This window comes from Pseudomonas sp. LAIL14HWK12:I1 (genome assembly GCF_003202095.1).
Taxonomy (GTDB): Bacteria; Pseudomonadota; Gammaproteobacteria; order Pseudomonadales; family Pseudomonadaceae; genus Aquipseudomonas; species Aquipseudomonas monteilii.
The window spans coordinates 109,086-134,912 of the sequence record NZ_QJKG01000008.1; the positions used below are offsets into that span (position 1 = coordinate 109,086).

18 protein-coding genes are annotated in these 25,827 nt (G+C 62.3%); 7 read left to right on the forward strand and 11 right to left on the reverse strand.

Annotation, left to right across the window (positions count from 1 at the left end):
• Positions 1-33: 33 nt before the first annotated feature.
• Entirely contained in the window at positions 34-2,967 is a 2,934-nt protein-coding gene (gene glnE / locus D906_RS19745; RefSeq protein ID WP_025754053.1) for a bifunctional [glutamate--ammonia ligase]-adenylyl-L-tyrosine phosphorylase/[glutamate--ammonia-ligase] adenylyltransferase, read from the reverse strand.
• 383 nt (positions 2,968-3,350) lie between these two features.
• Here glnE and aceE point away from each other — a divergent pair, with 383 nt between their 5' ends.
• From aceE to D906_RS19770, 5 genes are all read left to right on the forward strand, one after another.
• Positions 3,351-5,996, forward strand: coding sequence for a pyruvate dehydrogenase (acetyl-transferring), homodimeric type (gene aceE, locus D906_RS19750; RefSeq protein ID WP_019096920.1), 2,646 nt, complete (start codon positions 3,351-3,353; stop codon positions 5,994-5,996).
• Positions 5,997-6,009: 13 nt separating this feature from the next.
• The gene (gene aceF / locus D906_RS19755) at positions 6,010-7,650 is read left to right on the forward strand and encodes a dihydrolipoyllysine-residue acetyltransferase (protein ID WP_027610127.1); all 1,641 of its coding nucleotides are present in this window, start codon (positions 6,010-6,012) and stop codon (positions 7,648-7,650) included.
• 316 nt (positions 7,651-7,966) lie between these two features.
• On the forward strand, positions 7,967-10,657 hold the full coding sequence (locus D906_RS19760) for a bifunctional diguanylate cyclase/phosphodiesterase (protein WP_027615925.1): 2,691 nt from the start codon (positions 7,967-7,969) through the stop codon (positions 10,655-10,657).
• A gap of 106 nt (positions 10,658-10,763) precedes the next feature.
• Positions 10,764-11,432, forward strand: a complete 669-nt coding sequence (gene msrA, locus D906_RS19765; protein WP_016714536.1) for a peptide-methionine (S)-S-oxide reductase MsrA — start codon at positions 10,764-10,766, stop codon at positions 11,430-11,432.
• A 3-nt stretch (positions 11,433-11,435) separates the two neighbouring features.
• Positions 11,436-12,059, forward strand: coding sequence for a glutathione S-transferase (locus D906_RS19770; RefSeq protein WP_027615926.1), 624 nt, complete (start codon positions 11,436-11,438; stop codon positions 12,057-12,059).
• Positions 12,060-12,226: 167 nt separating this feature from the next.
• On the opposite strand, the gene creD is transcribed toward D906_RS19770, so the two are convergent.
• From creD to D906_RS19795, 4 genes are all read right to left on the reverse strand, one after another.
• On the reverse strand, positions 12,227-13,555 hold the full coding sequence (gene creD, locus D906_RS19780) for a cell envelope integrity protein CreD (RefSeq protein ID WP_025754057.1): 1,329 nt from the start codon (positions 13,553-13,555) through the stop codon (positions 12,227-12,229).
• A 198-nt stretch (positions 13,556-13,753) separates the two neighbouring features.
• Positions 13,754-15,187 (reverse strand): two-component system sensor histidine kinase CreC, encoded by a 1,434-nt coding sequence (gene creC / locus D906_RS19785; protein WP_019096439.1) that lies wholly within the window; start codon positions 15,185-15,187, stop codon positions 13,754-13,756.
• Entirely contained in the window at positions 15,187-15,867 is a 681-nt protein-coding gene (creB, locus tag D906_RS19790; protein WP_019096440.1) for a two-component system response regulator CreB, read from the reverse strand. Before creB ends, creC begins: the two co-directional genes overlap by 1 nt.
• 154 nt (positions 15,868-16,021) lie before the next feature.
• Positions 16,022-16,522 carry an ATP-dependent zinc protease gene (locus D906_RS19795; RefSeq protein ID WP_019096441.1) on the reverse strand — a complete coding sequence of 167 codons (501 nt, stop codon included), beginning with the start codon at positions 16,520-16,522 and terminating at the stop codon, positions 16,022-16,024.
• A 182-nt stretch (positions 16,523-16,704) separates the two neighbouring features.
• Here D906_RS19795 and D906_RS19800 point away from each other — a divergent pair, with 182 nt between their 5' ends.
• Entirely contained in the window at positions 16,705-17,592 is an 888-nt protein-coding gene (locus tag D906_RS19800; protein ID WP_019096442.1) for an acyltransferase, read from the forward strand.
• Positions 17,593-17,656: 64 nt separating this feature from the next.
• On the opposite strand, the gene D906_RS19805 is transcribed toward D906_RS19800, so the two are convergent.
• Entirely contained in the window at positions 17,657-18,232 is a 576-nt protein-coding gene (locus D906_RS19805) for a DUF2780 domain-containing protein (RefSeq protein WP_027610131.1), read from the reverse strand.
• 198 nt (positions 18,233-18,430) lie between these two features.
• Here D906_RS19805 and D906_RS27080 point away from each other — a divergent pair, with 198 nt between their 5' ends.
• The gene (locus D906_RS27080; protein ID WP_080587334.1) at positions 18,431-19,330 is read left to right on the forward strand and encodes an RHS repeat-associated core domain-containing protein; all 900 of its coding nucleotides are present in this window, start codon (positions 18,431-18,433) and stop codon (positions 19,328-19,330) included.
• 62 nt (positions 19,331-19,392) lie between these two features.
• Here the strand turns inward: D906_RS27080 and fdhA are convergent, their stop codons facing one another.
• The 5 genes from fdhA to D906_RS19835 all read right to left on the reverse strand — a co-directional run bounded on the left by fdhA (position 19,393) and on the right by D906_RS19835 (position 25,825).
• The gene (gene fdhA / locus D906_RS19815) at positions 19,393-20,592 is read right to left on the reverse strand and encodes a formaldehyde dehydrogenase, glutathione-independent (RefSeq protein WP_027615927.1); all 1,200 of its coding nucleotides are present in this window, start codon (positions 20,590-20,592) and stop codon (positions 19,393-19,395) included.
• A gap of 306 nt (positions 20,593-20,898) precedes the next feature.
• Positions 20,899-21,756 carry a formyltetrahydrofolate deformylase gene (purU, locus tag D906_RS19820; protein ID WP_019096474.1) on the reverse strand — a complete coding sequence of 286 codons (858 nt, stop codon included), beginning with the start codon at positions 21,754-21,756 and terminating at the stop codon, positions 20,899-20,901.
• Between the two features lie 12 nt (positions 21,757-21,768).
• On the reverse strand, positions 21,769-22,401 hold the full coding sequence (locus D906_RS19825; RefSeq protein ID WP_016484539.1) for a sarcosine oxidase subunit gamma: 633 nt from the start codon (positions 22,399-22,401) through the stop codon (positions 21,769-21,771).
• A gap of 77 nt (positions 22,402-22,478) precedes the next feature.
• Positions 22,479-25,493, reverse strand: coding sequence for a sarcosine oxidase subunit alpha (locus D906_RS19830; RefSeq protein ID WP_027615928.1), 3,015 nt, complete (start codon positions 25,491-25,493; stop codon positions 22,479-22,481).
• Positions 25,490-25,825 (reverse strand): sarcosine oxidase subunit delta, encoded by a 336-nt coding sequence (locus D906_RS19835; protein WP_012270119.1) that lies wholly within the window; start codon positions 25,823-25,825, stop codon positions 25,490-25,492. The genes D906_RS19830 and D906_RS19835 overlap by 4 nt, the downstream gene beginning before the upstream one ends.
• Between the last annotated feature and the right edge of the window lie 2 nt (positions 25,826-25,827).

The following is a 25,827-nucleotide window of genomic DNA, read 5'->3' on the forward strand; positions in this document are numbered from 1 at the left end:
GCTGATCACAGCCCCTGTGGGGACGGTGGGCCGTCAGGTCAAACCCAGTTCCCCCCAGATCCGCCGCACTTGACGGCGTTCATCGGCAAACTGCGCCGCGTCGATCACCCCGGCCTGCTTCTGCAGGGCCTGGCGGTGGGAGGCTGAGCGGAACGCCTTGTACACTTCACGCAACAGCACCGCGTCACTGGCCGGCATCAAACTCGCCTGCTCCAGTTCTTCCAGAATGCGGATGTTATCGGTCCATCGGAGTATGGCCGGGTGGTCATGGGACCAGGCCAAAGCCGCGTATTGCACCATAAATTCGATATCGACGATACCGCCGGCATCCTGCTTGATATCGAAGGGCACACCGGCCTCGAACGCGTTAGCCGCAGTACCCGCAGCCGTGGCCTTGGTCCCCAGGTTGTCACGCATCTTGGCGCGCATTTCACTCACTTCGGTGCGCAGTTTTTCCAAGTCGCGGGCCTGGCCCAGCACCTTGGCACGCACGCCTTCGAACGCCGCGCCAACCTGCTTGCAGCCCACCAGCACGCGGGCCCGCACCAAGGCCTGATGCTCCCAGGTCCAGGCTTCGTTCTGCTGGTAGCGCTCGAAGGCGCCCAGCGAACTCACCAGCAGGCCGGAGGCGCCGGACGGACGCAGGCGCATGTCCACGTCATACAGCTGGCCCGAGTTGGTCTGGGTGGTCAGCAGGTGGATGATGCGCTGGCCCAGCCGGGTGAAGAACTGCGCACTGTCGATGGGCTTGGCACCGTCGGTTTCCTCTTGCGGGTCGCCGTCGTGGATGAACACCAGGTCCAGATCAGAGCCGTGCCCCAGCTCCAGGCCGCCGACCTTGCCATAACCAATGATGATGAATCCCGGATCGCAGAGACTGCCGTCGCTGCGCTTGGGCTGGCCATGGCGGGCCACGGTCTGGCGCCAGGCCAGGGCCAGTACCTGGTCGAGGATGGCTTCGGCCAGCCAGGTCAGGTAGTCGCTGACTTTCATCAACGGCAGGTTGCCACTGATTTCCGACGCGGCCACACGCAGGCTGTGGGCCAGCTTGAAGTGGCGCAGTGCCTCCATCTGCTGCTCCAGGTCATCCTCGGGGATGCGCGTCAGGCGTTCGCGCAACTCGCTGGCCAGCTCGGGAGCCAGGGGCGGGCTGAACAGGCGGCCTTCGTTAAGCAGTTCGTCGAGCAGCAACGGGTACAGCGCAATCTGCTCGGCAATCCACGGGCTGGCGGCGCACAAGGTCAGCAGACGGCGCAGGGCACCCGGGTTTTCGGTCAGCAGCACCAGGTAAGCCGAACGCCGCGCCACGGCTTCGACCAGTGGCAGCACACGCTCCAGCACCAAGTCGGGATTATCGTGCTCGACCGCCTGGGCCAGCAGGCGCGGAATAAAGGCATCCAGCCGCTCACGGCCAATGCGCTGCATCGACCGCAACTGCGGGCTTGAGCGCAGCCCCGCCAAACGCCGCAAGGCTTCGACAGGCTCTTTGAAGCCAGCCTCTTCCAGCTGCCGGCCAGCGGCTTCTTCATCCTGCGCCTGTTCCCACAGCGGCGACCATTCGCCACCCACCACCAGTTCGCCTTCACCGTCTTCATCATCCGGGTCGGCGATCACTTGGCGGAAGTGCCAGTCGATACGGCCACGCCAATAGGTCAACTGGTCGTGGAAGCTCTGCCAGTCGGCAAAACCGAGCATGTAGGCCACCCGCGCCTGGTCGGTCTCGCCCTCTGGCAACATTTGCGTCTGGCGGTCGGCGATGGCCTGGATGGCATGCTCGGTATAACGCAAGAACTCATAACCTTCGCGCAGCTCGGCGACCACCGCCGGCGGCAGGTAACCCTGGCCTTCGAGGGTGGCCAGCACCTTGAGCAACGGCCGTTGCTGCAAGCTCAGGTCGCGCCCGCCGTGGATCAGCTGGAAAGCCTGGGCGATGAACTCAACCTCGCGGATACCACCGGCACCCAGCTTGATGTTGTCGGCCATGCCCTTGCGCCGCACTTCCTGCTGAATCAACTGCTTCATGGTGCGCAGCGCTTCGATCGCGGAAAAGTCCAGGTAACGGCGGTACACGAACGGGCGCAGCATCTCCTGCAGTTGTGCGCCGGCAGCCTGGTCACCCGCCACCACCCGCGCCTTGATCATCGCGTAGCGCTCCCAGTCGCGACCCTGGTCCTGGTAGTACTGCTCCAGGGCATTGAAGCTGAGCACCAGTGCGCCGGCCGAACCATAGGGGCGCAGGCGCATGTCGACGCGGAACACGAAACCATCGACGGTAACCGGGTCCAACGCCTTGATCAGCCGCTGGCCCAGGCGGGTGAAGAACTCCTGGTTTTCCAGCGAACGCTTCACCCCTTCGGTTTCGCCGCCTTCGGGGAAGCCGAAGATCAGGTCGATGTCCGACGACAGGTTCAGCTCCACCGCCCCCAGCTTGCCCATGCCCAGCACCACCATGTGCTGCGGCTGGCCGCTGCGGTTGCCGATGGGCGTGCCGAACTGCTGGCAATGGCGCGGGTACAGCCATTGGTAGGCTTCGTCGATGGCGGCATCGGCCAGGTCCGACAGGTCGCGGCAGGTTTCACTCAGTTCCGCCTGACGGGTGATGTCGCGCCAAATGATGCGCAACTGCTGGCGGTTGCGCTCGCGGCGCAGGTTGCGCGCCAGCTCATCATCGCTTTGCGCCGCCTGGGCGACCGCCGCGATGTGCCCGCGCAGCTCACCCGGCGCATAACGACGCTCCAGTTCGCCACTGGTCAGCAGGCCGAACAGCATGGCCGGCTCGCGCTGGGCCAGGCCCAGGACAAAATCGCTGGCTGCGGCCACCTGGTCGAATTGCTGCCGGTGCAGCGGGCTCCATGCATTCAGGTCGAGCTCAGGGTGAGCCGCTAGCGCATCGCTGAGGAATTGCTGGTTGCGAGCGACCAGTGGCTGAAGGATGGCGGGCAGATCGGACGGCAAAGGCAGGCGCATGGTCTATCCTTGATCGGCGTGAAATAGAGGGGAAAAAGCGGCCAAGGGGAAGCCGGACCACGGTTGGACTGTCGTACAAAAGTTGGAAATAGCTGAAAAAAACGAAAACTTGGCAACAAACATCAAGAACCACCCGTTCGCGACACAATGCCAACCAACATGAACGTTTTTCCTCACAAGCCAAGGTGCGACCAAACGTCGCACAAATGTAGTTTTACTACTACTCGCGTCGTGTAAAAGCATGAAATGCGAAAGCAAATGTAGTAAAACTACAACGCGCCGGAAGACACCCCGGTAATCCAAGAATTCACGACGTCTGCCCATAAGGCCAGTCGCAACTTCAGGCAATCGATTCTGGTTGCCTTTCCGCCCTGGAGCAAGCCATGCAAGACCTCGATCCAATCGAAACCCAGGAATGGCTGGATGCCCTGGAGTCGGTCCTCGACAAAGAAGGCGAAGACCGCGCTCATTACCTGATGACCCGTATGGGCGAGCTGGCCACCCGTAGTGGCTCCCAGCTGCCGTATGCGATCACCACGCCATACCGCAACACCATCCCTGTCACCCACGAAGCACGCATGCCTGGCGACCTGTTCATGGAACGCCGCATTCGCTCGATGGTGCGTTGGAACGCCTTGGCCATGGTCATGCGCACCAACCTGAAAGACTCGGACCTGGGCGGACACATCTCCAGCTTCGCCTCCAGTGCCACCCTGTACGACATCGGCTTCAACTACTTCTTCCAGGCCCCGACCGAAGAACACGGCGGCGACCTGATCTTCTTCCAGGGCCACGCCTCCCCAGGCATCTACGCCCGCGCCTTCATGGAAGGCCGCATCACCGAAGACCAGATGAACAACTTCCGTCAGGAAGTGGACGGCAACGGCCTGTCTTCGTACCCGCACCCATGGCTGATGCCTGACTTCTGGCAGTTCCCGACCGTATCGATGGGTCTGGGCCCGATCCAGGCCATCTACCAGGCACGCTTCATGAAGTACCTGGAAGCGCGCGGCTACATCCCGGCCGGCAAGCAGAAAGTCTGGTGCTTCATGGGCGACGGCGAGTGCGACGAGCCGGAATCCCTGGGCGCAATCGCCCTGGCCGGCCGCGAGAAGCTGGACAACCTGATTTTCGTCATCAACTGCAACCTGCAGCGCCTCGACGGCCCGGTTCGCGGCAACGGCAAGATCATCCAGGAACTCGAAGGCGTGTTCCGTGGCGGTGGCTGGAACGTCAACAAGGTTGTCTGGGGCCGTTTCTGGGACCCATTGTTCGCCAAGGACACCAACGGTGCCCTGCAGCGCCGCATGGACGAAGTCATCGACGGCGAGTACCAGAACTACAAAGCCAAAGACGGCGCGTACGTTCGTGAGAACTTCTTCAACACCCCAGAGCTCAAGGCCATGGTCGAAGACCTGTCCGACGATGAGATCTGGAAGCTCAACCGTGGCGGCCACGACCCGTACAAGGTCTACGCGGCGTACCACCAGGCGGTCAACCACAAAGACCAGCCGACCGTCATCCTGGCCAAGACCATCAAGGGTTACGGTACCGGTGCCGGCGAAGCCAAGAACACCGCGCACAACACCAAGAAGGTCGACGTCGACAGCCTGCGTCACTTCCGTGACCGCTTCGACATCCCGGTCAAGGATGCCGACCTGGAGAACCTGCCGTTCTTCAAGCCGGAAGAAGGTTCTGCCGAAGCCAAGTACCTGGCCGAGCGCCGTGCTGCCCTGGGCGGTTTCGTGCCACAGCGCCGCGCCAAGAGCTTCAGCGTACCGACCCCGCCACTGGAAACGCTGAAAGCGATCCTGGACGGCTCGGGCGACCGCGAAATCTCCACCACCATGGCCTTCGTGCGCATTCTGGCGCAGCTGGTCAAGGACAAGGAAATCGGTCAGCGCATCGTCCCGATCATCCCGGACGAAGCCCGTACCTTCGGTATGGAAGGCATGTTCCGCCAGCTGGGCATCTACTCGTCGGTCGGCCAGCTCTACGAGCCAGTCGATAAAGACCAGGTGATGTTCTACCGCGAGGACAAGAAGGGCCAGATCCTCGAAGAAGGCATCAACGAAGCCGGCGCCATGTCGTCGTTCATCGCTGCCGGTACCTCGTACAGCTGCCACAACCAGCCGATGCTGCCGTTCTACATCTTCTACTCGATGTTCGGCTTCCAGCGCATTGGCGACCTGGCCTGGGCCGCTGGCGACAGCCGCACCCGTGGCTTCCTGATCGGCGGTACCGCCGGCCGTACCACCCTGAACGGTGAAGGCCTGCAGCACGAAGACGGTCACAGCCACATGATGGCGGGCACCATCCCGAACTGCCGCACCTACGATCCAACCTACGGCTACGAGCTGGCGGTGATCATCCAGGACGGCATGAAGAAGATGACCGAAGAGCAACAGGACATCTTCTACTACATCACCGTGATGAACGAATCCTACCAGCAGCCAGCCATGCCGGCCGGTGTCGAGGAAGGCATCATCAAGGGCATGTACCTGCTGGAAGAAGACACCCGCGAAGCCGCGCACCACGTACAGCTGATGGGCTCCGGCACCATCCTGCGCGAAGTCCGCGAAGCGGCGAAAATCCTGCGTGAAGAGTTCAACGTCGGTGCCGACGTATGGAGCGTCACCAGCTTCAACGAACTGCGCCGCGACGGCCTGGCCGTAGAACGCGCCAACCGCCTGAAGCCTGGCCAGAAGCCACAGCAGACCTATGTCGAGCAGTGCCTGAACGGCCGCAAAGGCCCGGTCATCGCCTCTACCGACTACATGAAACTGTTCGCCGAGCAGATTCGCCAGTGGGTTCCGAGCAAAGAGTTCAAGGTCCTGGGTACCGACGGTTACGGTCGCAGCGACAGCCGCAAGAAGCTGCGTCACTTCTTCGAAGTCGACCGCCACTTCGTGGTGCTGGCTGCCCTGGAAGCCCTGGCTGACCGTGGCGAGATCGAACCCAAGGTTGTTGCAGACGCTATCGTCAAGTTCGGTATCGACCCGGACAAGCGCAACCCACTGGACTGCTGAGGAGTATTTTTAAGTGAGCGAACTCATTCGCGTACCTGACATCGGCAGCGGTGAAGGTGAAATCATCGAGCTGTTCGTCAAGGTCGGTGACCGTATCGAGGCTGACCAGAGCCTGCTGACCCTGGAGTCCGACAAGGCCTCCATGGAAATCCCGGCCCCCAAGGCCGGTGTCATCAAAGAACTGAAAGTAAAGCTGGGCGACCGCCTGAAAGAAGGCGACGAGCTGCTGGTTCTGGAAGCCGAGGGCGCCGCTGCTGCGGCCCCTGAGGCTCCGGCCGCTGCTGCTCCGGCCCCGGCTGCTGCCCCGGCGCCTGCTGCCGAAGCCGCCCCTGCGCCAGCCGCAGCCCCGGCTGCCGCCAGCGTGCAGGACATCCACGTGCCGGACATCGGCTCGTCGGGCAAGGCCAAGATCATCGAAGTGCTGGTCAAGGTCGGCGACACTGTCGAAGCCGACCAGTCGCTGATTACCCTGGAGTCCGACAAGGCCTCCATGGAAATCCCGTCGCCAGCTGCTGGCGTGGTCGAAGAAGTGCTGTGCAAGCTGGAAGACGAAGTCGGCACTGGCGACCTGATCTTCAAGCTGAAGGTCGCTGGCGCAGCCCCGGCTGCCGCTCCGGCCCCTGCTGCTGCCCCGGCGCCAGCCAAGGCTGAGGCTGCTCCGGCAGCCGCACCCGCCGCTGCCGCCCCGGCTGCTGCCCCAGCACCGGCTGCTACCGCACCGGCCGCTGGCAGTAACGCCAAGGTTCACGCAGGCCCCGCCGTTCGTCAGCTGGCCCGTGAATTCGGTGTCGACCTGGGCGCTGTTGCCGCCACCGGTCCGCACGGCCGCATTCTGAAAGAAGACGTGCAGGTTTACGTCAAAGCGATGATGCAGAAGGCCAAGGAAGCTCCGGCCGCTGCCGGTGCAACCGGCGGCGCCGGCATCCCGCCGATCCCTGCCGTGGACTTCAGCAAGTTCGGTGAAGTGGAAGAAGTGGCCCTGACCCGCCTGATGCAGGTCGGTGCTGCCAACCTGCACCGCAGCTGGCTGAACGTGCCGCACGTGACCCAGTTCGACTCTGCCGACATCACCGAGCTGGAAGCCTTCCGCGTTGCGCAGAAGGCCGTGGCCGAGAAGGCCGGCGTGAAGCTGACCGTGCTGCCACTGCTGCTCAAGGCCTGTGCTTTCCTGCTCAAGGAACTGCCAGACTTCAACAGCTCGCTGGCGCCAAGCGGCAAGGCCATCATCCGCAAGAAGTACGTGCACATCGGCTTCGCCGTGGACACTCCAGACGGCCTGCTGGTCCCTGTGATCAAGAACGTCGACCAGAAGAGCCTGCTGCAACTGGCTGCCGAAGCGGCTGCGCTGGCCGAAAAAGCCCGCACCAAGAAGCTGTCGGCCGACGAGATGCAAGGCGCCTGCTTCACCATCTCCAGCCTCGGCCACATTGGCGGCACCGGCTTCACGCCGATCGTCAACGCGCCGGAAGTGGCTATCCTGGGCGTCTCCAAGGCGACCATGCAGCCAGTGTGGGATGGCAAGGCCTTCCAGCCGAAGCTGATGCTGCCACTGTCGCTGTCCTACGATCACCGTGTGATCAACGGCGCAGCCGCCGCGCGCTTCACCAAGCGCCTGGGCGACGTGCTGGGCGATATCCGCACCATGCTGCTGTAAGGCAGCCCGCTGCCCCTCCTTGCGAGGGGCAGTACCCTTTTCGAGCTGCCACGCTCGTACCTCAACCCCGTCGATTGGCGGGGCTTTTTTTTGTCCGCCGATAGGGTTGTGGCGCCGGGGAGATCGAGCGCCGCGCGGGCGGCGCTCGGTTTCCCAGGCGCCAAAATTCTCAAGGCGAACTAACATTTCCGGCCCAACAGCCGATAACCCGTACACAGCATCACGCATGGCCGCTTGCCAGCCCTCGGGACATGATGCAACCTTGCCGAATCTGCCGCCGCCGCAAGGCCGCGTTCCCTCTTCAAGCGAGTCTTCGATGAAAAGCCAACCCGATGCCGCCAGCCGTGTGGCGGCCGAGGTCGTCACGCCGTTACCCGTGCCCTCGCGGCTCGGCATGCTGCGTTTCGAACGGCTCAACGAAGCCACCTGGGCCATGCTCTACCTGGACCCGGCCTGCGAGCGCCAGTTCGGCCTGCACGCCGGCGACCTGTGTGCCTTGGTAGATGCACCCTACGCCAGCCTGATGGAACCGGAAGCACGCTACCGGCTGCACGATGAGGTCCAACTGCAACTGGCCCAGCGCGGCTACTACCGCGTGCGCTACACCCTGCACACGCCCAGCGCCTCGCTGCGCCTGCTGGAGGTGGGTGAAGCCTACAAGCAGCATAACCGCCAGCTGTTGCGCGGCTACCTGAGCGTGCTCGATGACCTGCAGGACGATACCGGCGAAGCCGACGCCAACGACCTGGAATCACGCAACAACCGCCTGCAGCTGGCCCTGCAACTGAACCAGCGCGCCCAGCAAGAGCAGCTGGAACACCTGGAGCGCGTGCGCGGCCAGCAGGACCTGATCCTGCGCTTGGCCCGCCAGCGCTACAGTGCCGGTAACTCGCTGCTGGAAGCTGCCCAGCTGATTACCCGCAGCGCCTGCGAAATCTACAAGGTCGACAGCGCCAGCATCTGGCACCTGGACGACCAGCGTCTGGAACCGATCACCGCCTGGTACCGCGTCGCACAAGAGCATCGCCAGCCCGAAGCCATCGATGCCAGCCACTTCCCCGACTACCTTGATGCGCTGCACGCCAGCCGCGCCATCGACGCCCACAACGCCGGCCACGACCCACGCACCCGCGCCCTGGCGCAAAGCTTGCGCCCGGAAAACAAGGCCATGCTCGACGCCAGTATCCGTGTCGATGGCCAGGTAGTCGGCGTGCTGTGCCTGGAGCAGACCGGCCAGCCACGGGCCTGGCAGTCGGACGAGATTGCCTTTGCAGGTGAGCTGGCCGACCAGTTCGCCCAAGTCATCACCAACCACAACCGGCGCACTGCGGCCAGCGCATTGCACCTGTTCCAGCGTGCCGTCGAGCAAAGCGCCAGCGCCTTTTTGCTGGTGAACTGCGATGGCCGGGTGGAGTACGTCAACCCGAGTTTCACTGCAATCACCCAATACAGCACCGATGAAGTGCAAGGCCGTCACCTGGGTGAGCTGCCGGCATTGGAGAACCTCAGCGAATTGCTGTTCGACTCGCCGTCGAGCCTGGCCATGGGCAACAGCTGGCAGGGCGAGTTCAAGAGCCGGCGCAAGAACCTGGAGCCCTACTGGGGCCAGTTGTCGATTTCCAAGGTGTACGGCGATAACCGTGAGCTGACCCACTACATCGGCATCTACGAAGACGTCACCCAGACCAAGCTGGCCCAGCAGCGCATCGAGCGACTGGCCTACACCGACAACCTGACCAACCTGGGCAACCGCCCGGCGTTCATCCGCAGCCTGGACGAGTGCTTTGCCCGCGATGGCGAAAGCGCGATGTGCCTGCTGCTGGTGGACATCGACAACTTCAAGCGCATCAACGACAGCCTTGGCCACCAGACCGGTGACAAGCTGCTGATCAGCCTGGCCCGCCGCCTGCGCAACAGCTTGCACACCGGCGGTATCCTGGCGCGCTTTGCCAGTAACGAGTTCGCGGTATTGCTTGACGACACCAGCCTGGAAGATGGCCAAGGCGTTGCCCAGCAATTGCTGCGCACCCTCGACAAGCCGATGTTCGTCGACAACCAGTTGATCAACGTCACGGCCTCGGTGGGCCTGGCCTACGCGCCGCTGCACGGCGCTGACCCGGCCAGCCTGATGAAAAACGCCGGCCTGGCGTTGCACAAGGCCAAGGCCAACGGCAAGCATCAGGTGCAGGTGTTTACCGAAGTGCTCAATGCCGAAGCCAGCTACAAACTGTTCGTCGAGAACAACCTGCGCCGTGCACTTACCCAGAACGAGCTGGAAGTGTTCTACCAGCCCAAGATCTGCCTGCGCAGCGGCCGCCTGTTGGGGCTGGAAGCGCTGTTGCGCTGGAACCACCCCGAGCGCGGCATGATCCGCCCGGACCAGTTCATCAGCGTGGCAGAAGAAACCGGCCTGATCATTCCCATTGGCAAATGGGTGATCCGCCAGTCATGCAGCATGAGCCAGCAACTGCGCGAGGCCGGCTTGGGTAACCTGCACGTAGCGATCAACCTGTCGCCCAAGCAGTTTTCCGACCCCGACCTGGTAGCCTCTATCAGCACCATCCTCAAGGAAGAAGCCCTGCCCCCGCACCTGCTGGAGCTGGAGCTGACCGAAGGCCTACTGCTGGAAGCCACCGAAGACACCCACCGCCAGCTGGACGAGCTGAAGGCCCTGGGGCTGACCCTGGCCATGGACGATTTCGGCACCGGTTACTCCTCGCTCAGCTACCTGAAGAAGTTTCCGATCGACATTCTCAAGATCGACCGCAGCTTCATCAATGAGATCCCCGACAACCAGGACGACATGGAAATTACCTCGGCGGTGGTGGCCATGGCGCACAACCTCAAGCTGAAGGTAGTGGCTGAAGGGATCGAGACGCCGGAGCAGCTGGCGTTTCTGCGCCGCCACCGTTGCGACGTGGGCCAGGGTTACCTGTTCGACCGGCCGATTCCGGGACGGGAGCTGGCTGAGCGGCTGAAGCGCTACCCGCGTGGCCCGGTGGCCTGACAGCGGCGTAAACCTCGGGCACTATAGAAGTCATTCGGGCCTCTTCGCGGGCATGCCCGCGAATGCTTCAACACCTATCCAACTGAAAAAACACAGAGGAACGGCCATGGTCCTGCGTTCGGAAATCCTGGTGAACAAAAACGTCATGCCAACTGCGGAACAGGCGCTGCCTGGCCGCGAAACGCCAATGACCCTGCCCGAGTTCCACTACGTGTTCGAAGGCACCCCGCTGCTCGGCCCGTTCTTCGAAGGCGCCATCGACTTCGCCATCTTCGGCCTGGGTTGCTTCTGGGGCGCCGAGCGCCGCTTCTGGCAGCGCGAGGGCGTGGTCAGCACTGTGGTCGGCTACGCCGGCGGTTTCACCCCAAACCCTACCTACGAAGAAGTCTGCTCGGGCCTTACCGGCCACACCGAGGTGGTGCTGGTGGTGTTCGACAAGGACAAAGTCAGCTACCGCGAACTGCTGGCGATGTTCTGGGAGCTGCACAACCCCACCCAGGGTATGCGCCAGGGCAATGACGTCGGCACCCAGTACCGCTCGGCCATCTACTGCACCAGCCCGGAACAGCTGGAACAGGCCAAGGCCAGCCGTGACGCCTTCCAGGTCGAACTGAACAAGGCAGGCTTTGGTGAAATCACCACTGAAATCGACCAGGCGCCGACCGTGTACTTTGCCGAGGCCTACCACCAGCAGTACCTGGCCAAGAACCCGGACGGCTACTGCGGCATCGGCGGCACCGGTGTATGCCTGCCACCCAGCCTGCAGGGCAATTGAACCATGAGCACGATGACCCTGTTCCACTCGCCGTTGTCGCCTTTCGTGCGCAAGGTCATGGTGGTGTTGCATGAGACCGGCCAACTTGAGCGGGTGCAGCTGCAGCCGGTGAACATCAGCCCGGTGAGCGGCGACCCACAGCTCAACCAGGACAACCCGATCGGCAAGATCCCGGCCCTGCGCTTGGAAGACGGCACGGTGCTGCATGACAGCCGGGTGATCTGCGAGTACCTCGACCTGCAACACGTCGGCCTGCCGCTGTTGCCGCGAGAGGGCTCGGCGCGCTGGCGGCGCATGACGCTGGTGTCGCAGGCCGATGCGATCATGGATGCGGCGGTGTCGTCGCGTTATGAAAGCTTCCTGCGGCCCGAGGACAAGCGCTGGGACGGTTGGTTGCAGGCGCAGGGCGACAAGATCCGCCGTAGCCTGGCCAACCTGGAGCAGGAGCATTTGCCCGAGCTGATGTCCGGGTTCGATCTGGCGGCAATTGGCGTGGCCTGTGCGCTGGGGTATCTGGATTTGCGTCAGCCGGAGTTTGGCTGGCGTGAGCGCCAGCCTGGGTTGGCGGCGTGGTATGCCGAGGTGGCCAAGCGACCGTCGATGGTGGCTACCTCTCCAGTGGCCTGACAGGGCCTCTTCGCGGGCACGCCCGCTCCCACAGGGTATGGCGCCAATTTCAAGATGTGCGCCGTACCTGTGGGAGCGGGCACGCCCGCGAATGCCTCACCTAGGTACAACAGGAAACAGCTGACCGATCCGCTGGGCCAGCCACCGCCCAATCTCTCTGTCCTCCCTCATGCCGCCCTCCCCACCCGCGCCCAGTCCAGCCGCCGGGTCAGCACCATGAACACCCCCAGCAAGCCAAAGCACAGCAGCGAGCCCATCAGCAGCGCATAATCCTCGGCGCTCAGCAGCCCGTAGAGCAGCGCATACAAGGCTGCCAACCCTGCCGCGAACCCAACCCCTCGCCCCAGGCTGCGCAACACATGGCTCAGGTAGAAGCCGATCAGCAGCACGCACGCCGAAGCCGACAACCCATACGCCAGGCCAAACCCGATGTGTTCTGACAACGACAGCAACAATAGGTAGAAGAACGCCAGCGCCACGCCCACCAGGATGTACTGCACCGGGTGTACGCTCAGGTTTTTCAGCACTTCGAACAGGAAGAAGCCGGCAAAGGTCAGCGCAATGAACAACAGCGCGTATTTAATCGCCCGTTCGCTTTTCAGGTACTGGTCCACCGGGTCGACAAAGCTCACGCCGAAGCTGCGTTCACTGAAGTCGGCGCACTGCCCGGCAATGGCGCATTGGCGCAGGGCGTCTTCAAGGTTGGTGGCAAAGAACGAAGTCTGCCAATGGGCGCTGAAGCCCTGGGCATCGATGTCGCGGCGGTTGGGCAGGTAGCTGCCGACGAAGCTTGGGTGCGGCCAGTTGGCGCGCATGTCCACGCTGCTGGTGCGGCCCACCGGCACGATGTGCAACTGGCCAGTGCCTTGCAGCGCCAGATCGAAGCCGTAGCTGAATTCCCGCGCCTGCAGGCCGTCCAGCGCTGGGAGGCTGGCATGCACGCCGCCGCGCATCCAGTCGAGCCGGGTACCGGCCTCGAACGGCACCTTTTGCTCATCCATGCTCAGTTCCAGGCCGTTCTCGATGCCGCGGATATCGCTGATGCCCACCACCAGGAACGGCTTGTCGAAGCGGTAGTCGTCGAAGTCCTTGTCGATGCCCCAGCGCTCCGGGAGCTTGAAACGGCCGCTGATGCGGCCTTTGGCGTGGAACAGGCGGGCCTGGTAGATACCTCGGGCACGCAGTTCGGTGTCCACATCCAGGTTGGCGTCGAAGGTTTCCGGCAGGAAGTACAGGTGGCCGGCAACAGTGCTGGTTTCCTGAGTACGCTCGCCATCCTTTTCGATCCAGCGGCGCTGGTACTTGCGATACGGCACCACCAGCAGCGGGCCGCTGAGCTGCTGGTCGAAGCTGGCACTTTGCGCGATGTCGCGCAGTACGTCGTCGCGCAGGGCCTGGCGCTCATCGATCAGGCCGTTGATCAGCAGCAACGGGATGAGCAACAGCACTATGAGCACGGCGATCATGCCGAGTTTGTAACCGAGGGTCTTGGTCATGGGGCCTCCTGTGGCAGTGGGCGCAGTGTCTGCGTCTTGCGTGGAGGCTTCAGGGAGGTTGTGTGGAGATCGTGTGTACTTTCAAGGGCCTCATCGCCGGCAAGCCAGCTCCCACAGGCCTCCACAGCTTTCAAGCCTGGCGCTGTACCTGTGGGAGCTGGCTTGCCGGCGATGGGCTGCAAAGCAGCCCCGGCTATCTCAGCTGATACGCCGCACCGGCAGCCACAACCTCACCCGCACGCCACCATCGACGTTATCCACCGCCAACGCCCCACCATGCAGCTGCATCACTTCAGCCACAAAGTTCAGCCCCAGCCCGGTGCTCTTGCGCCCACTTCCTGGCCGCGGCAGCGAGTAGAACCGCTCGCTGACCCGCCCGATGGCATACGCCGGTATCGCCTGCCCCTGGTTGAACAGGCTCAACGCCACCCGCTCGCCATCGCGTTCCAGGTCGAACAACAGCGCGCCTCCCTCCGGGGTGAAGTCCAACGCGTTGTCGAGCAGGTTGGCCAGCGCCTGGCGCATCAGGAACGGATCACACAGCAAGCGCAAGCCGGCAGGCACCCGCTGACGCACATGCAGACTGGCCCCGTCGATGCGCGCCGCATGGGCCAACAACAACTCGTCCACCAGCGCCGCCAGTGCCACCTGCTGCTCGTCTTCCAGCGCCTGCATCTGCTCGACCCGGGCCAGGTTGAGCAGACGCTCGACCATCTGCTGCAAGCGTTCGCTCTCACGCTCGATATTGCCGGCAAACCGCGCGCGCTGGTCGGTCGGCATATCGTCCTGCAACAGCTCGGACGCCCCGCGAATGGCCGCCAGCGGGCTTTTCAGCTCGTGGGTCAGGGTATGCACGTAACGCTCGACATAGGCCTTGCCCTCCAGCTGCGTGCGCATGCGTTCCACAGCCTGAGCCAAATGCGCCAGCTCGCCGCCCTTGTAATGGGGTAACGCAGCACGCTCGCCTTCGCTCACAGCCTGCGCATAACGAGCCAGCCGACGCAACGAGCGCGACAACCACCACGACAACGCTGCACCGATCAGCAGGCCAAGCCCGATCAGCCCGAGGCCCAGGGTAAGCAAACGCTGTTCGGAGCGGTCGATGTACGGTTGCAGCGAGCTGTTGGGCTTGGCCACGGTGACCACGCCGATGATCTTGCTCTCATCCATGATCGGTGCAGCCACGTGCATCACCGAGGTGCTTTCATCGTTGGGATCGCTGCGGGTGGAGCGGGCACCGTACTCGCCACGCAGGGTCTTCAGCACGTCATTCCACTGCGAATAGTCCTTGCCCAGGGCCTCGCCGGTGGAATCCAGTAGCACGATACCCTTGGCATCGGTGACATAGATGCGGTGGCTGACCTGGGTTTTGGCCAGGCCCCAGATTTGCGCGCCGGGGCTACGCGTGCCATAGGCCTTGAGCACTTCGGGCAGATGGCTTTGGTTCAGGGTACCGGCCTTGACATCATCACGCAGGATCTCGGCCAGCAGGTTGGCGGTGTCTACCAGTGTTTCTTCAGACGACTGGCGCACCACCGGGCGAATCTGTTCGCGCACGGTATTAAGCAAAAAGTAGCCCGCCAACCCGACGAACAGGAAGTACACCAGGAAAATCCGGATGCCCAGGCGCATCAGGCATGGTCCGGGCTGTAGCTGTAGCCGAGGCCGCGGTGGGTCTGGATCGGCTCGGCGTCGCCCGCTACCTGGCGCAGCTTCGCGCGCAGGCTCTTGATATGGCTGTCGATGGTTCGCTCGTAGCCCACATCGGAGGCCACGCCCAAGGCGTCGAGCAACTGTTCGCGGCTGAACACCCGCTGCGGTTGTTCCAGCAGGGATTGCAGCAGACGGAACTCATGGCGGGTCAGGGTGAGTGGCTGGCCACGGTACGTGATCTGCATGCGCAGGGTGTCGAGCTGGAACAGCACGGTATCGGTGGCAGGCTCTGCCCGGGGCGCCATGCGCTTGAGGATCGCGCGCACCCGTGCGGCCACTTCGCGCGGGCTGAAGGGTTTGACCACGTAGTCGTCGGCACCGATTTCCAGGCCTACCACCCGGTCGATTTCACCGTCGCGGGCACTGAGGAACATCACCGGCACCTCGGTGAAACGGCGCAACTGGCGGCAGGTTTCGAAGCCACTGATGTCGGGCAGGCCGATGTCGAGGATGATCAGGTCGGCCGGGCGCTGGCGTTGCTGGTCGAGGGCGGCGCTGCCCAGGGTCACCCATTCAGTACTGTGGCCATCGGCCTGAAGGGCGTAGACCAGGGTGTCGGCGATGGCGGCTTCGTCTTCGACGATGAGGATATGGGGCATGGCGTCCGGCCTTGTTGAGGGCAGACTGCACTTTTAGCTTACTGGCCTCTTCGCGGGCAAGCCCGCTCCCACAGGTACTGTGCTGCCCTTCAGAGCAGCGCTAGTCCTGTGGGAGCGGGCGTGCCCGCGAAAGGGCTAGAACAGGCGGATCGAATCAGCAGTCAGGCTTGCCAGCAGTAAACTTCTTGGCGGGGTTCACGGCAGCCTTGAACTCGCGGAGCGCCTTGGAACCCACCAGCAGCGGGTAATTGAAGCTGCTGCGGTCCACCAGGTTCACCTCCACGGTGCGCTTCACGTCACCCAGGCACAGTTCCAGGTCCACCACCGGGCGCTTGGAGATTTCCGGCGCATCGCCTTCTTCCTCTTCATCGGCGCGGCCCTTGATCTTGCTGATGCGCGATACCTTGTGCTCGTACACCTTGCCATCCGAGTCCTTGGTGGCCAGGCGGAAGCGTACCCATTCCTCGCCATCACGGGTGAACAGTTCGATGTCCTTGGCCGATAACGACGCGGTGAAGGCACCGGTGTCCATCTTGGCTTTCAGGGTTTCGCCCAGCTCGGGCAGGGTGATGTTCTCGTAACGGCCATAGATCGTAGGCTCAGCGGCCATTACCGGCAGTGCCAACAACGACAACAGGGCAAGCAGAGGTTTCACAGGCAGGCTTCCTTGAGAGGGTTCAGTGCTTAGACTGCACGGGCAGGATAGGTTCGCTGTCACAAGGTTAACCAACATGTTGTGAAACATTTGTCCCTGCCGTCGGGCATTGGACATTTGGCGTAGGCTACGGCGCTGCTTATCATTGCCAACCGTTTATCTCCCACAACAAGAGTCTCTTTATGCGTCGCCTGCTGACCGGCATTCTCACTACCACCCTGTTGCTGCTCAATACCGTGGTGTTGATCTGCCCGCTGCTGGTCTTCGCCCTGCTCAAACTGGTGTTGCCGGGCCGTGGCCGCGACTATGCCTCGTGGGCGGTGATGTGGGTAGCCGAAACCTGGTCGGAAATCGACAAGGCCATCTTCGCCTTGTGCATTCCTACCCAATGGGACATTCGCGGCGTCGAGAACCTGCGCAAAGACACCTCGTACCTGGCCGTGAGCAACCACCAGACCTGGGTCGACATCCCCGCGCTGATCGAAAGCCTCAACCGCCGTACACCGTTCTTCAAGTTCTTCCTGAAGAAAGAGCTGATCTGGGTACCGCTGCTGGGCCTGGCATGGTGGGGGCTGGATTACCCGTTCATGAAGCGCTACAGCAAGGCCTTTCTGGAGAAGCACCCCGAGCTCAAGGGCAAGGACCTGGAAATCACCAAGGCCGCCTGCGAGCTGTTCAAACGCCAGCCGGTGACCGTGGTGAACTACCTGGAAGGCACCCGGTTTACCGAGGCCAAGCGCCTGGAACAGCAGTCGCCGTATCGCTACCTGCTCAAACCCAAGGCGGGTGGCGTGGCGTTTGTGTTGGCGGCGTTGGGTGAGCAGCTGGATGCCTTGCTGGATGTGACCATCGTGTACCCCGGCAACAAGGCACCGGGGTTCTGGGATTTGCTCAATGGCAGCATTAGCCGGGTGATTATCGATATTCAGGTGCGTGAGCTCGACCCGGCGTTGTGGGCGGGGGATTACGAGAATGATCCTGAGTTTCGCCAGACTGTGCAGGCCTGGGTGAATCAGCTTTGGGAGGAGAAGGACCAGCGGATTGAGCAACTGCGCCAGGAAATGATCTGAGATTCTTATCGTCTGGGCTGCTCAGCTTCCACAAGAAGACAGTTGCTCCCGCAGGGCCCGGTCTTTAGACAGAAGGCTGAACCAACGGTGCCGGCGTCGTCCACAGGCTACCCAGGTTCTGCAACAACGACCCGGCAATCCCCTGCTGCCCCAGGTACTGCAGAATCAACGGCGCGAACTGCCCGATCATCCCGGTATCCATCCCCAGCGCCTTGAACGCAGTGTCCAGGTCGCTGCGGTTTTCCACATTGCTGCCCAGCGCATTGTTCAAGGCCGACTGGCTCCCGCTGTTCTTGCCCAGCAACTCACCCAGGCCACTCAAGCCACCCAGTGCATTGGCCCCCGCAAGCAGGTCCAGCCCCGGCACCGCCTTGGTCAATTGCCCATAGTCATCGCTGCTCAGGTTATTGCGCGCCAGCCCCAACATCGCCCCTGCCCCGCCAATGGCCTGTTCGGGGGTGATATTCAATTGGCTGCCCAAGGTGTTGAGCAAATTGGCCTGCGCCTCGGGCGCCTGCACCTGGCCTTGCTGTTGCTGGTTCTGCATGGCAGACACGGCGTTGGCCGCGTCGCTGAGGTTGAAGGCAAAAACCGGGCTTGCGGCCAGGGTCATCAGGGTTGCCAGGGTGAATGCTTTCATCGGAAGGGACCTCATGGGCCGGGATGGCCGGGGAAACGAGGCATTGGACTTAGGGTTTCACGGTTGGTTCCGGGCTGGTTGTCGAGGCTATCAAAGTGGCCCAGGTCAGCGGTGCCAACCTGTCATTTCTATCAGTAGCGCCATGCGCTGGATATCGAAATACTGCTAACAATAATTCACATCAAGCAGGCCAAGGTGATGAAGAAAACCCCTGATTCTGAGCGCGCCCTTCATTTTTCTGCGTACACACCTTACGGGTACGTAGTTAATTCACCTCCAAAGCAAAGGCTGTTGGCATTTAACGGTCAGTTCCGAGATGCTCTGACAGGCCTCTATGCTCTTGGCAACGGTCATCGTTGCTTCAACCCCGTCCTGCAACGATTTCAATCGGCTGATGTAATGAGCCCGTTTGACAAAGGCGGTATCAATGCATATGCCTACTGTGGTGGCGACCCAATCAATCGTCTGGACCCATCAGGTCAAAGTTGGATGAGTTTATTTAAAGGCATCGGCAACTTATTCGGGCGAACCAGAAGTCGAGATCGAATCCCTGTACCTCACAGAGCACCCACCATCCAAGAACGGTACCCGTCTCAACCAGAATATTCCGGCATCAACTCGCGAAGCTCTGACGGTAGTTCCTCCTCTAACTATGCCAGCCTTAACTCGCACAGCTCTAGCGGTAGTTTTTCCTCTAACTATGCCGACCTTAACTCGTATGAATCAGTATCCGCACAAGGTGCGCCTACTCTACCGCGAAGAGCACCACCCTCTAGCCATGGTTCCAGTAGCCGCTTCTCGGTCAACAATCCTGATCGGATACCAACCGGCCGTAACGCTGATGATATCGGAATTTGGGCTGACCATACACGAACAGTGCCTGGCGAAGAGCCGTTTCAAGGCCTCTCTGAAATAACCAGGGAGATATCGATTGCCGCAAGTCTTTCAGCTCAAAAAAATGGAAGAATCAAGAGCAATATAATGAGGGGAATAATGAGAGATCATCACCCAGGCAGGCTATACATGTATGCTCAGGACGGCCAAATACTAAGTCTACAACAGAATATTCAACGGCGTATTCGCCGACGAAATGAGTGAATCAGCGAGTATAGGGTGTAAAAAGCCCCTCAAATTGAGGGGCTCTTATTAAGCGAAATTTGTTACGCCGCACCCCACATCTTGTGCGGGTCAATCACAAACTTCTTCGGCACCCCCGCATCAAACTCACCATACCCTTCCGGCGCCTGATCCAGGTTGATCACCTGCACGCCAACCACTTCGGCAATGTTGATGCGGTCCCACATGATCGCCTGCATCAGTTGGCGGTTGTACTTCATGGTCGGGGTCTGGCCGGTGTGGAAGCTGTGCGACTTCGCCCAGCCCAGGCCAAAGCGGATGCTCAGTGCGCCGATCTTGGCGGCGGCATCTACCGCGCCCGGGTCTTCGGTCACGTACAGGCCCGGGATACCGATGTTGCCGGCAACGCGGGTAACCTGCATCAGCGAGTTCAGCACGGTAGCAGGGGCTTCGTGCTTGGCGCCCTCGTGGCCATGGCCACGGGCCTCGAAGCCAACGGCGTCAACGGCGCAGTCCACTTCCGGCTCGCCGAGGATGTCGACGATCTGCTCATGCAGCGGGGTGTCCTTGGACAGGTCGACCACTTCGAAGCCTTGGGACTTGGCGTGGGCCAGCCGGGCCGGGTTGAGGTCGCCAACGATAACGCAGGCAGCGCCCAGCAGGCGGGCCGAGGCAGCAGCGGCCAAGCCAACCGGGCCAGCGCCCGCGACGTAAACGGTGCTACCTGGGCCTACGCCAGCAGTGACGGCGCCGTGGTAGCCAGTAGGCAGGATGTCGGACAGGCAGGTCAGGTCACGGATCTTTTCCATGGCCTTTTCGCGCTCGGGCAGTTTCAGCAGGTTGAAGTCGGCGTACGGCACCAGCACGTACTCGGCCTGGCCACCGGTCCAGTCGCCCATGTCGACGTAGCCGTAGGCACCGCCGGCGCGGGCCGGGTTGACGGTGAGGCAGACACCGGTGTGCATCTCTTTGCAGGAGCGGCAACGGCCACAGGCGACGTTGAAGGGTACCGAGACCAGGTCGCCGATTTGCATGCGCTCGACATCACGGCCTTTCTCGACGATTTCACCAGTGATTTCGTGGCCCAGGACCAGGCCGACCTGGGCAGTGGTGCGACCGCGGACCATGTGCTGGTCGGAGCCGCAGATGTTGGTGGAGACCACCTTCAGGATCACGCCGTGCTCGATCTTCTTGCCGCGCGGGTCCTGCATTTTCGGGTAGTCGATCTTCTGCACCTCGACCTTGCCGGCGCCGAGATATACCACTCCACGATTGCCAGACATGCTCTTACCTCGCTTGATTTGTATTTATGCAGCGGTGGTTGAACGCGCCGCCATCCATGGGCGGCATGTGTTTCTGGAATGCAGGGAATTGTGGGCCGGATACGGCGGGATGCACTGACTGGGAGCGACAGGGAGATGCCTTTTAGCGGCAGGGTTGTCGTTGGAGGGTATGGAGGAAAGTAACAGAGGTGGCGGCCTGTACCGGCGTCTTCGCGGCTAAAGCCGCTCCCACAGGGATATCACTGCCTTCATGGGCAACGCTTACCTGTGGGAGCGGCTTTAGCCGCGAAGAGGCCGGTACAGGCGCTAGAGAACGACCGTCCGGTTGGCGTTGAGGAACACCCGCCGCTCGATGTGATAACCCACAGCCCGCGCCAGGGTCAGGCACTCGATATCGCGCCCTTTGGCAATCAGGTCTTCCGGGTAATGGCTGTGGTCCACCACTTCCACGCCCTGGGCAATGATCGGCCCTTCGTCCAGGTCGTTGTTGATGTAATGCGCAGTCGCACCGACCATCTTCACGCCCTTGTTGTACGCCTGATGATAAGGCTTGGCGCCTTTGAACCCTGGCAACAACGAGTGGTGAATGTTGATGGCCCAGCCATCCAGGCGCCTGCACAACTCAGGCGATAGCACCTGCATGTAGCGAGCGAGGATAACCAGCTCGGCGCCAGTCTCCTCGATCACCTGCAGCACCTTGCGCTCCTGCCCAGGCTTATCCTTAGGATCGAGCGCGAAATGGTAGTAAGGAATTTTGTGCCACTGGGCCAGCGGTTCGAGGTCGGGATGGTTGGACACCACCGCAACCACGTCCATACCCAACTGGCCGATGCGCTGGCGGTACAGCAGATCGTTCAGGCAGTGGTCGGCCTTGGACACCATGATCACCACCTTGGGGCGGTGATTCGGTGCGGTCAGCTCAAACGTCATGCCGAACGCTTCGCTGCGCTCGGCAAGGCCGGCCCGGAAGCCCGCCTCGTCGAAATCATCCGGCTGGCGGAACTCCACACGAATGAAGAAGCGCCCCGACTGCCGGTCATCGAAAGAGTGGTGCTCCGTCACGTAGCAGCGCTGCTCGAAGAGGTAACGCGTCACCACGTCGACGGTGCCGAGCATGCTCGGGCAGTCGGCGGTGAGAATCCAGGTATCCGGTGCCCGACTCATGTTCTGCGCTCCTTAGGCTTCGATGCTCAGGCCGTACTCGGCTGAAGCGTCCTGCAGCCACAGCCACCAGTAGTCAGCGAAACTGCGGCGAATCACCAGTTCCCAGGTGTCTTCCGCAGTGCGGCGGATCACCAGTTGCGACTTGGCGAACACGGTACCCACTGCCTTGCCCACCGGGAAGTTGTTCGGGTGAACATCATAGCTGGTGGACTTCATCAGCACTTCACGCACATTCGGGCCGCGCAGTTCCAGCAGGCTTTGCCCGCCGCTCACGTTGACCACCTGGATGTGCTGGCCTTCAAGGGCTGCACGCAGCTTTTGCTCGACAGCCAGTTCCTGGCCACCGGGTACGATCAGCAACCATTCATCCGGGCCGACCCATTGCAGCGACATGTCGTTGTTGGCGACCACGGTCAGGGCCACCGGCAGCTCCAGGCCCAGGGCCTTGTGCACGCCTGCGGCGAATTCCGGGTTGTGGCCATCGCCGCGAAGGGTGAGGTGGCCAAGGAACTTGCGTTCACGCAGGGTCACGCCTGCGTTCTTGCGGCCTTTGCCAACCAGGCTGGCCAGGTCGGCGTGGTGCAGTGGCGACTGGGCCTTGGCCTCGGCGCCGGGGTTTTGCTGGAAGACGTTGATAGCGCTCATTTCTTACCTGCCTTGAATTCTTGTTCGTCAGGGCAGCGCAGCACCGGGTTTTGGGCTGCGCCGCTATCCGGGGGCCTTTAGACGTTCTGCCGCTCACCCTTCGGATCGAAGAACACCGAAGACACGATCTCCGCCTCGATCACGCTGCCATCCGCCTGCGGCGAGTACACGCGCTCGCCCATGCGCTTGAGGCCGCCTTTGACCACGCCCATGGCGAACGAGTAGCCCAGGGAGTTGGACGCGTAGCTGGAGGTCACGTGGCCAACCATGTCCATCGGGATCGGCTGTTTCGGGTCGAATACCAGCTGGGCGCCTTCCGCCAGCCATTTGGTCGGGTCGACCGGCTTCAGGCCTACCAGTTGCTTGCGGTTCTCGCGCACGCAGTCTTCACGGTTCATGCCACGCAGGCCGATCCACGAGAACGGCTTGTTGCGGCCCACGCACCAACTCATGTTCAGGTCGTCCGGGGTCATCGAGCCGTCGGTGTCCTGGCCCACGATGATGAAGCCCTTCTCGGCACGCAGTACGTGCATGGTCTCGGTGCCGTACGGGGTCAGGTTGTACTTCTTGCCGGCCTCGATGATCTGTTCCAGCACGCCCATGGCGTAGTTGGCCTGCACGTTCACTTCGTACGACAGCTCACCGGTGAACGAGATACGGAACACACGGGCTGGCACGCCGCCCACGTTGCCTTCCTTCCAGGTCATGAACGGGAAGGCTTCCTTGTCCATGTCGATGTCGGTCAGCTCGCTCAGCAGCTTGCGGCTGTTGGGGCCGGACAGGGTCATGGTGGCCCAGTGGTCGGTGACCGAAGTGAAGTACACCTTCAGCTCTGGCCATTCGGTCTGGTGGTACAGCTCCATCCACTGCAGCACGCGGGCGGCGCCGCCGGTGGTGGTGGTCATGATGAAGTGGTTATCGCCAACGCAGGCGGTTACGCCGTCGTCGAAGACCATGCCGTCTTCCTTGCACATCAGGCCGTAGCGGGCCTTGCCCACGTCGAGCTTGGTCCAGGCGTTGGTGTAGATGCGGTTGAGGAACTCGCGCGCATCCGGGCCCTGGATATCGATCTTGCCCAGGGTGGAGGCGTCCAGCAGGCCCACGCTGTCGCGCACGGCCTTGCATTCACGGGCCACGGCGGCATGGATGTCTTCACCGGCTTTCGGGAAGTACCACGGGCGCTTCCACTGGCCGACGTCTTCGAACTCGGCGCCGTTCTTCACGTGCCAGGCATGCAGGGCGGTGAAGCGCACCGGCTCGAACAGGTGACCACAGTGACGGCCCGCTACGGCGCCGAAGGTAACCGGCGTGTAGTTGGGGCGGAACATGGTGGTGCCCATTTCCGGGATGGTGATGCCGATCGAACGGGCGGCGATGGCCAGGCCGTTGATGTTGCCCAGTTTGCCCTGGTCGGTACCGAAGCCCAACGCGGTGTAGCGTTTGACGTGCTCGACCGACTCGAAGCCTTCACGGGTGGCCAGTTCGATACCGGCAGCGGTCACGTCGTTCTGCTGGTCGACGAACTGCTTCGGCCCCTTGGTGCCCTTGTCGTGCGGCACCAGGAACAGCGCCACGGTGGCCTCTTCCTTGCGTGCAACGGTTTTCGGCAGGGTGCCGACGGTTGCCTTGAAGCCTGCTTCGGTGGCTGCGCGCACGCCGCCTTCGAAGCCATCGGCAATCACGTCGCCAAGGGCGTAGACACCATTGATACCACCCACGCATTCGCGTTTTTGCGGCGCATCGCCCGGCACGAAGCCGAGGATGTCGTCACGCCATACCGGGCGACCGCCCAGGTGCGAGGCCAGGTGTACGATCGGGCTGTAGCCGCCCGAGGACGCGATCAGGTCGCACTCGAGGGTTTCGCCTGGGCTTGTGACTTTGTGCGCCTGCACATCGATGGCGGCCACACGGGCGCCGGTGACGTGCTTGCTGCCTTTGGCCTCGACCACGGCGCTGGAGGTAAGGATACGAATGCCCTTGGCACGCGCTTCTTCAACCAGCGAGCCACGTGGGTTGTGGCGGGCGTCGGCGATGGCGACCACTTGCAGGCCAGCGTCGTGCCAGTCCAGCGCGGCGCGGTAGGCGTGATCGTTGTTGGTCGACAGCACCAGCTTGCGGCCTGGGGCCACGCCGTAGCGGCGAACGTAGGTAGAAACGGCACCGGCCAGCATGTTACCCGGCACGTCGTTGTTGCCGTACACCAGCGGGCGCTCGTGGGCGCCGGCAGCCAGTACCACGCGTTTGGCGCGTACACGGTGCACACGGTGGCGAACCTGGCCGATCGGGGCGCGGTCGCCGAGGTGGTCGGTGAGGCGCTCGTGGATGGTCAGGAAGTTATGGTCGTGGTAGCCGTTGACCGTGGCGCGTGGCAGCAGGGTCACTTCCGGCAGGCCTTCCAGCTCTTTGACCACGGCGTTGACCCAGTCGGTGGCAGGCTTGCCGTCGAGGGTTTCGCGGGTGTCGAGCAGGCTGCCGCCGAACTCTTCCTGCTCGTCAGCCAGGATCACGCGGGCACCGCTGCGCGCAGCGGCCAGGGCAGCGGCCAGGCCAGCAGGGCCGGCACCGACGATCAGCACGTCGCAGTGCTGGTTCATGTAGTCGTAGCTGTCCGGGTCGTTCTGCAGCGGCGCACGGCCCAGGCCTGCGGCTTTGCGGATGTACTTCTCGTACGTCATCCAGAACGATTTCGGGTACATGAAGGTTTTGTAGTAGAAGCCCGGCGGCATCATGCTGCCGCCCACCTTGCCAAGGATGCCCATGACGTCGTTGTTGACGTTCGGCCAGCCGTTGGTGCTGGTGGCGACAAGGCCTGCGTACAGCGCCTGCTGGGTGGCACGCACGTTCGGGATCTGGGTGGCTTCGCTGGAGCCGATCTGCAGGATGGCGTTCGGCTCTTCGGTACCTGCAGCGATGATGCCGCGTGGACGCGAGTACTTGAAGCTGCGGCCAACGATGTCGACGCCGTTGGCCAGCAACGCGGCGGCCAGGCTGTCACCGGCATAACCCTGGTAGGTCTTGCCGTTGAAACTGAAGTTCAGGACCTTGCTGCGGTCGATACGGCCGCCGCTGGCGAGGCGATAGGTCTGGCTCATACTTTTTCCCCTTGGCCTTTGACGGTCGACGGTGCGTTTGCAGCTTTACCGTTGGCGGTCACTTGCGGCTTCTCGCCAATCTTGTAGGTTTCCAGAATCTCGTAGGTCACGGTGTCGCGGGTGACATTGAAGTACTGGCGGCAGCCGGCAACGTGGTCCCACAGTTCATGGTGAATCCCGCGTGGGTTGTCACGGTAGAACATGTAGGTACCCCACTCCTCGTCGGAGCAGGCGTTAGGGTCCAGCGGGCGGGCGATGTGCGCCTGGCCAGAGGCGTGGAACTCTTCTTCGGAGCGCAGCTCGCCGCAGTGGGGACAGAAAATATGCAACATGA

What these genes read in the sequence shown, in the direction of transcription:
- glnE (WP_025754053.1), bottom strand. Translation starts at nt 2,967, where the DNA reads ATGCGCCTGCCTTTGCCGTCCGATCTGCCCGCCATCCTTCAGCCACTG.
- aceE (WP_019096920.1), top strand. Translation starts at nt 3,351, where the DNA reads ATGCAAGACCTCGATCCAATCGAAACCCAGGAATGGCTGGATGCCCTG.
- D906_RS19760 (WP_027615925.1), top strand. Translation starts at nt 7,967, where the DNA reads ATGAAAAGCCAACCCGATGCCGCCAGCCGTGTGGCGGCCGAGGTCGTC.
- msrA (WP_016714536.1), top strand. Translation starts at nt 10,764, where the DNA reads ATGGTCCTGCGTTCGGAAATCCTGGTGAACAAAAACGTCATGCCAACT.
- D906_RS19770 (WP_027615926.1), top strand. Translation starts at nt 11,436, where the DNA reads ATGAGCACGATGACCCTGTTCCACTCGCCGTTGTCGCCTTTCGTGCGC.
- creD (WP_025754057.1), bottom strand. Translation starts at nt 13,555, where the DNA reads ATGACCAAGACCCTCGGTTACAAACTCGGCATGATCGCCGTGCTCATA.
- creC (WP_019096439.1), bottom strand. Translation starts at nt 15,187, where the DNA reads ATGCGCCTGGGCATCCGGATTTTCCTGGTGTACTTCCTGTTCGTCGGG.
- creB (WP_019096440.1), bottom strand. Translation starts at nt 15,867, where the DNA reads ATGCCCCATATCCTCATCGTCGAAGACGAAGCCGCCATCGCCGACACC.
- D906_RS19800 (WP_019096442.1), top strand. Translation starts at nt 16,705, where the DNA reads ATGCGTCGCCTGCTGACCGGCATTCTCACTACCACCCTGTTGCTGCTC.
- D906_RS19805 (WP_027610131.1), bottom strand. Translation starts at nt 18,232, where the DNA reads ATGAAAGCATTCACCCTGGCAACCCTGATGACCCTGGCCGCAAGCCCG.
- D906_RS27080 (WP_080587334.1), top strand. Translation starts at nt 18,431, where the DNA reads ATGAAGAAAACCCCTGATTCTGAGCGCGCCCTTCATTTTTCTGCGTAC.
- fdhA (WP_027615927.1), bottom strand. Translation starts at nt 20,592, where the DNA reads ATGTCTGGCAATCGTGGAGTGGTATATCTCGGCGCCGGCAAGGTCGAG.
- purU (WP_019096474.1), bottom strand. Translation starts at nt 21,756, where the DNA reads ATGAGTCGGGCACCGGATACCTGGATTCTCACCGCCGACTGCCCGAGC.
- D906_RS19825 (WP_016484539.1), bottom strand. Translation starts at nt 22,401, where the DNA reads ATGAGCGCTATCAACGTCTTCCAGCAAAACCCCGGCGCCGAGGCCAAG.
- D906_RS19830 (WP_027615928.1), bottom strand. Translation starts at nt 25,493, where the DNA reads ATGAGCCAGACCTATCGCCTCGCCAGCGGCGGCCGTATCGACCGCAGC.
- D906_RS19835 (WP_012270119.1), bottom strand. Translation starts at nt 25,825, where the DNA reads ATGTTGCATATTTTCTGTCCCCACTGCGGCGAGCTGCGCTCCGAAGAA.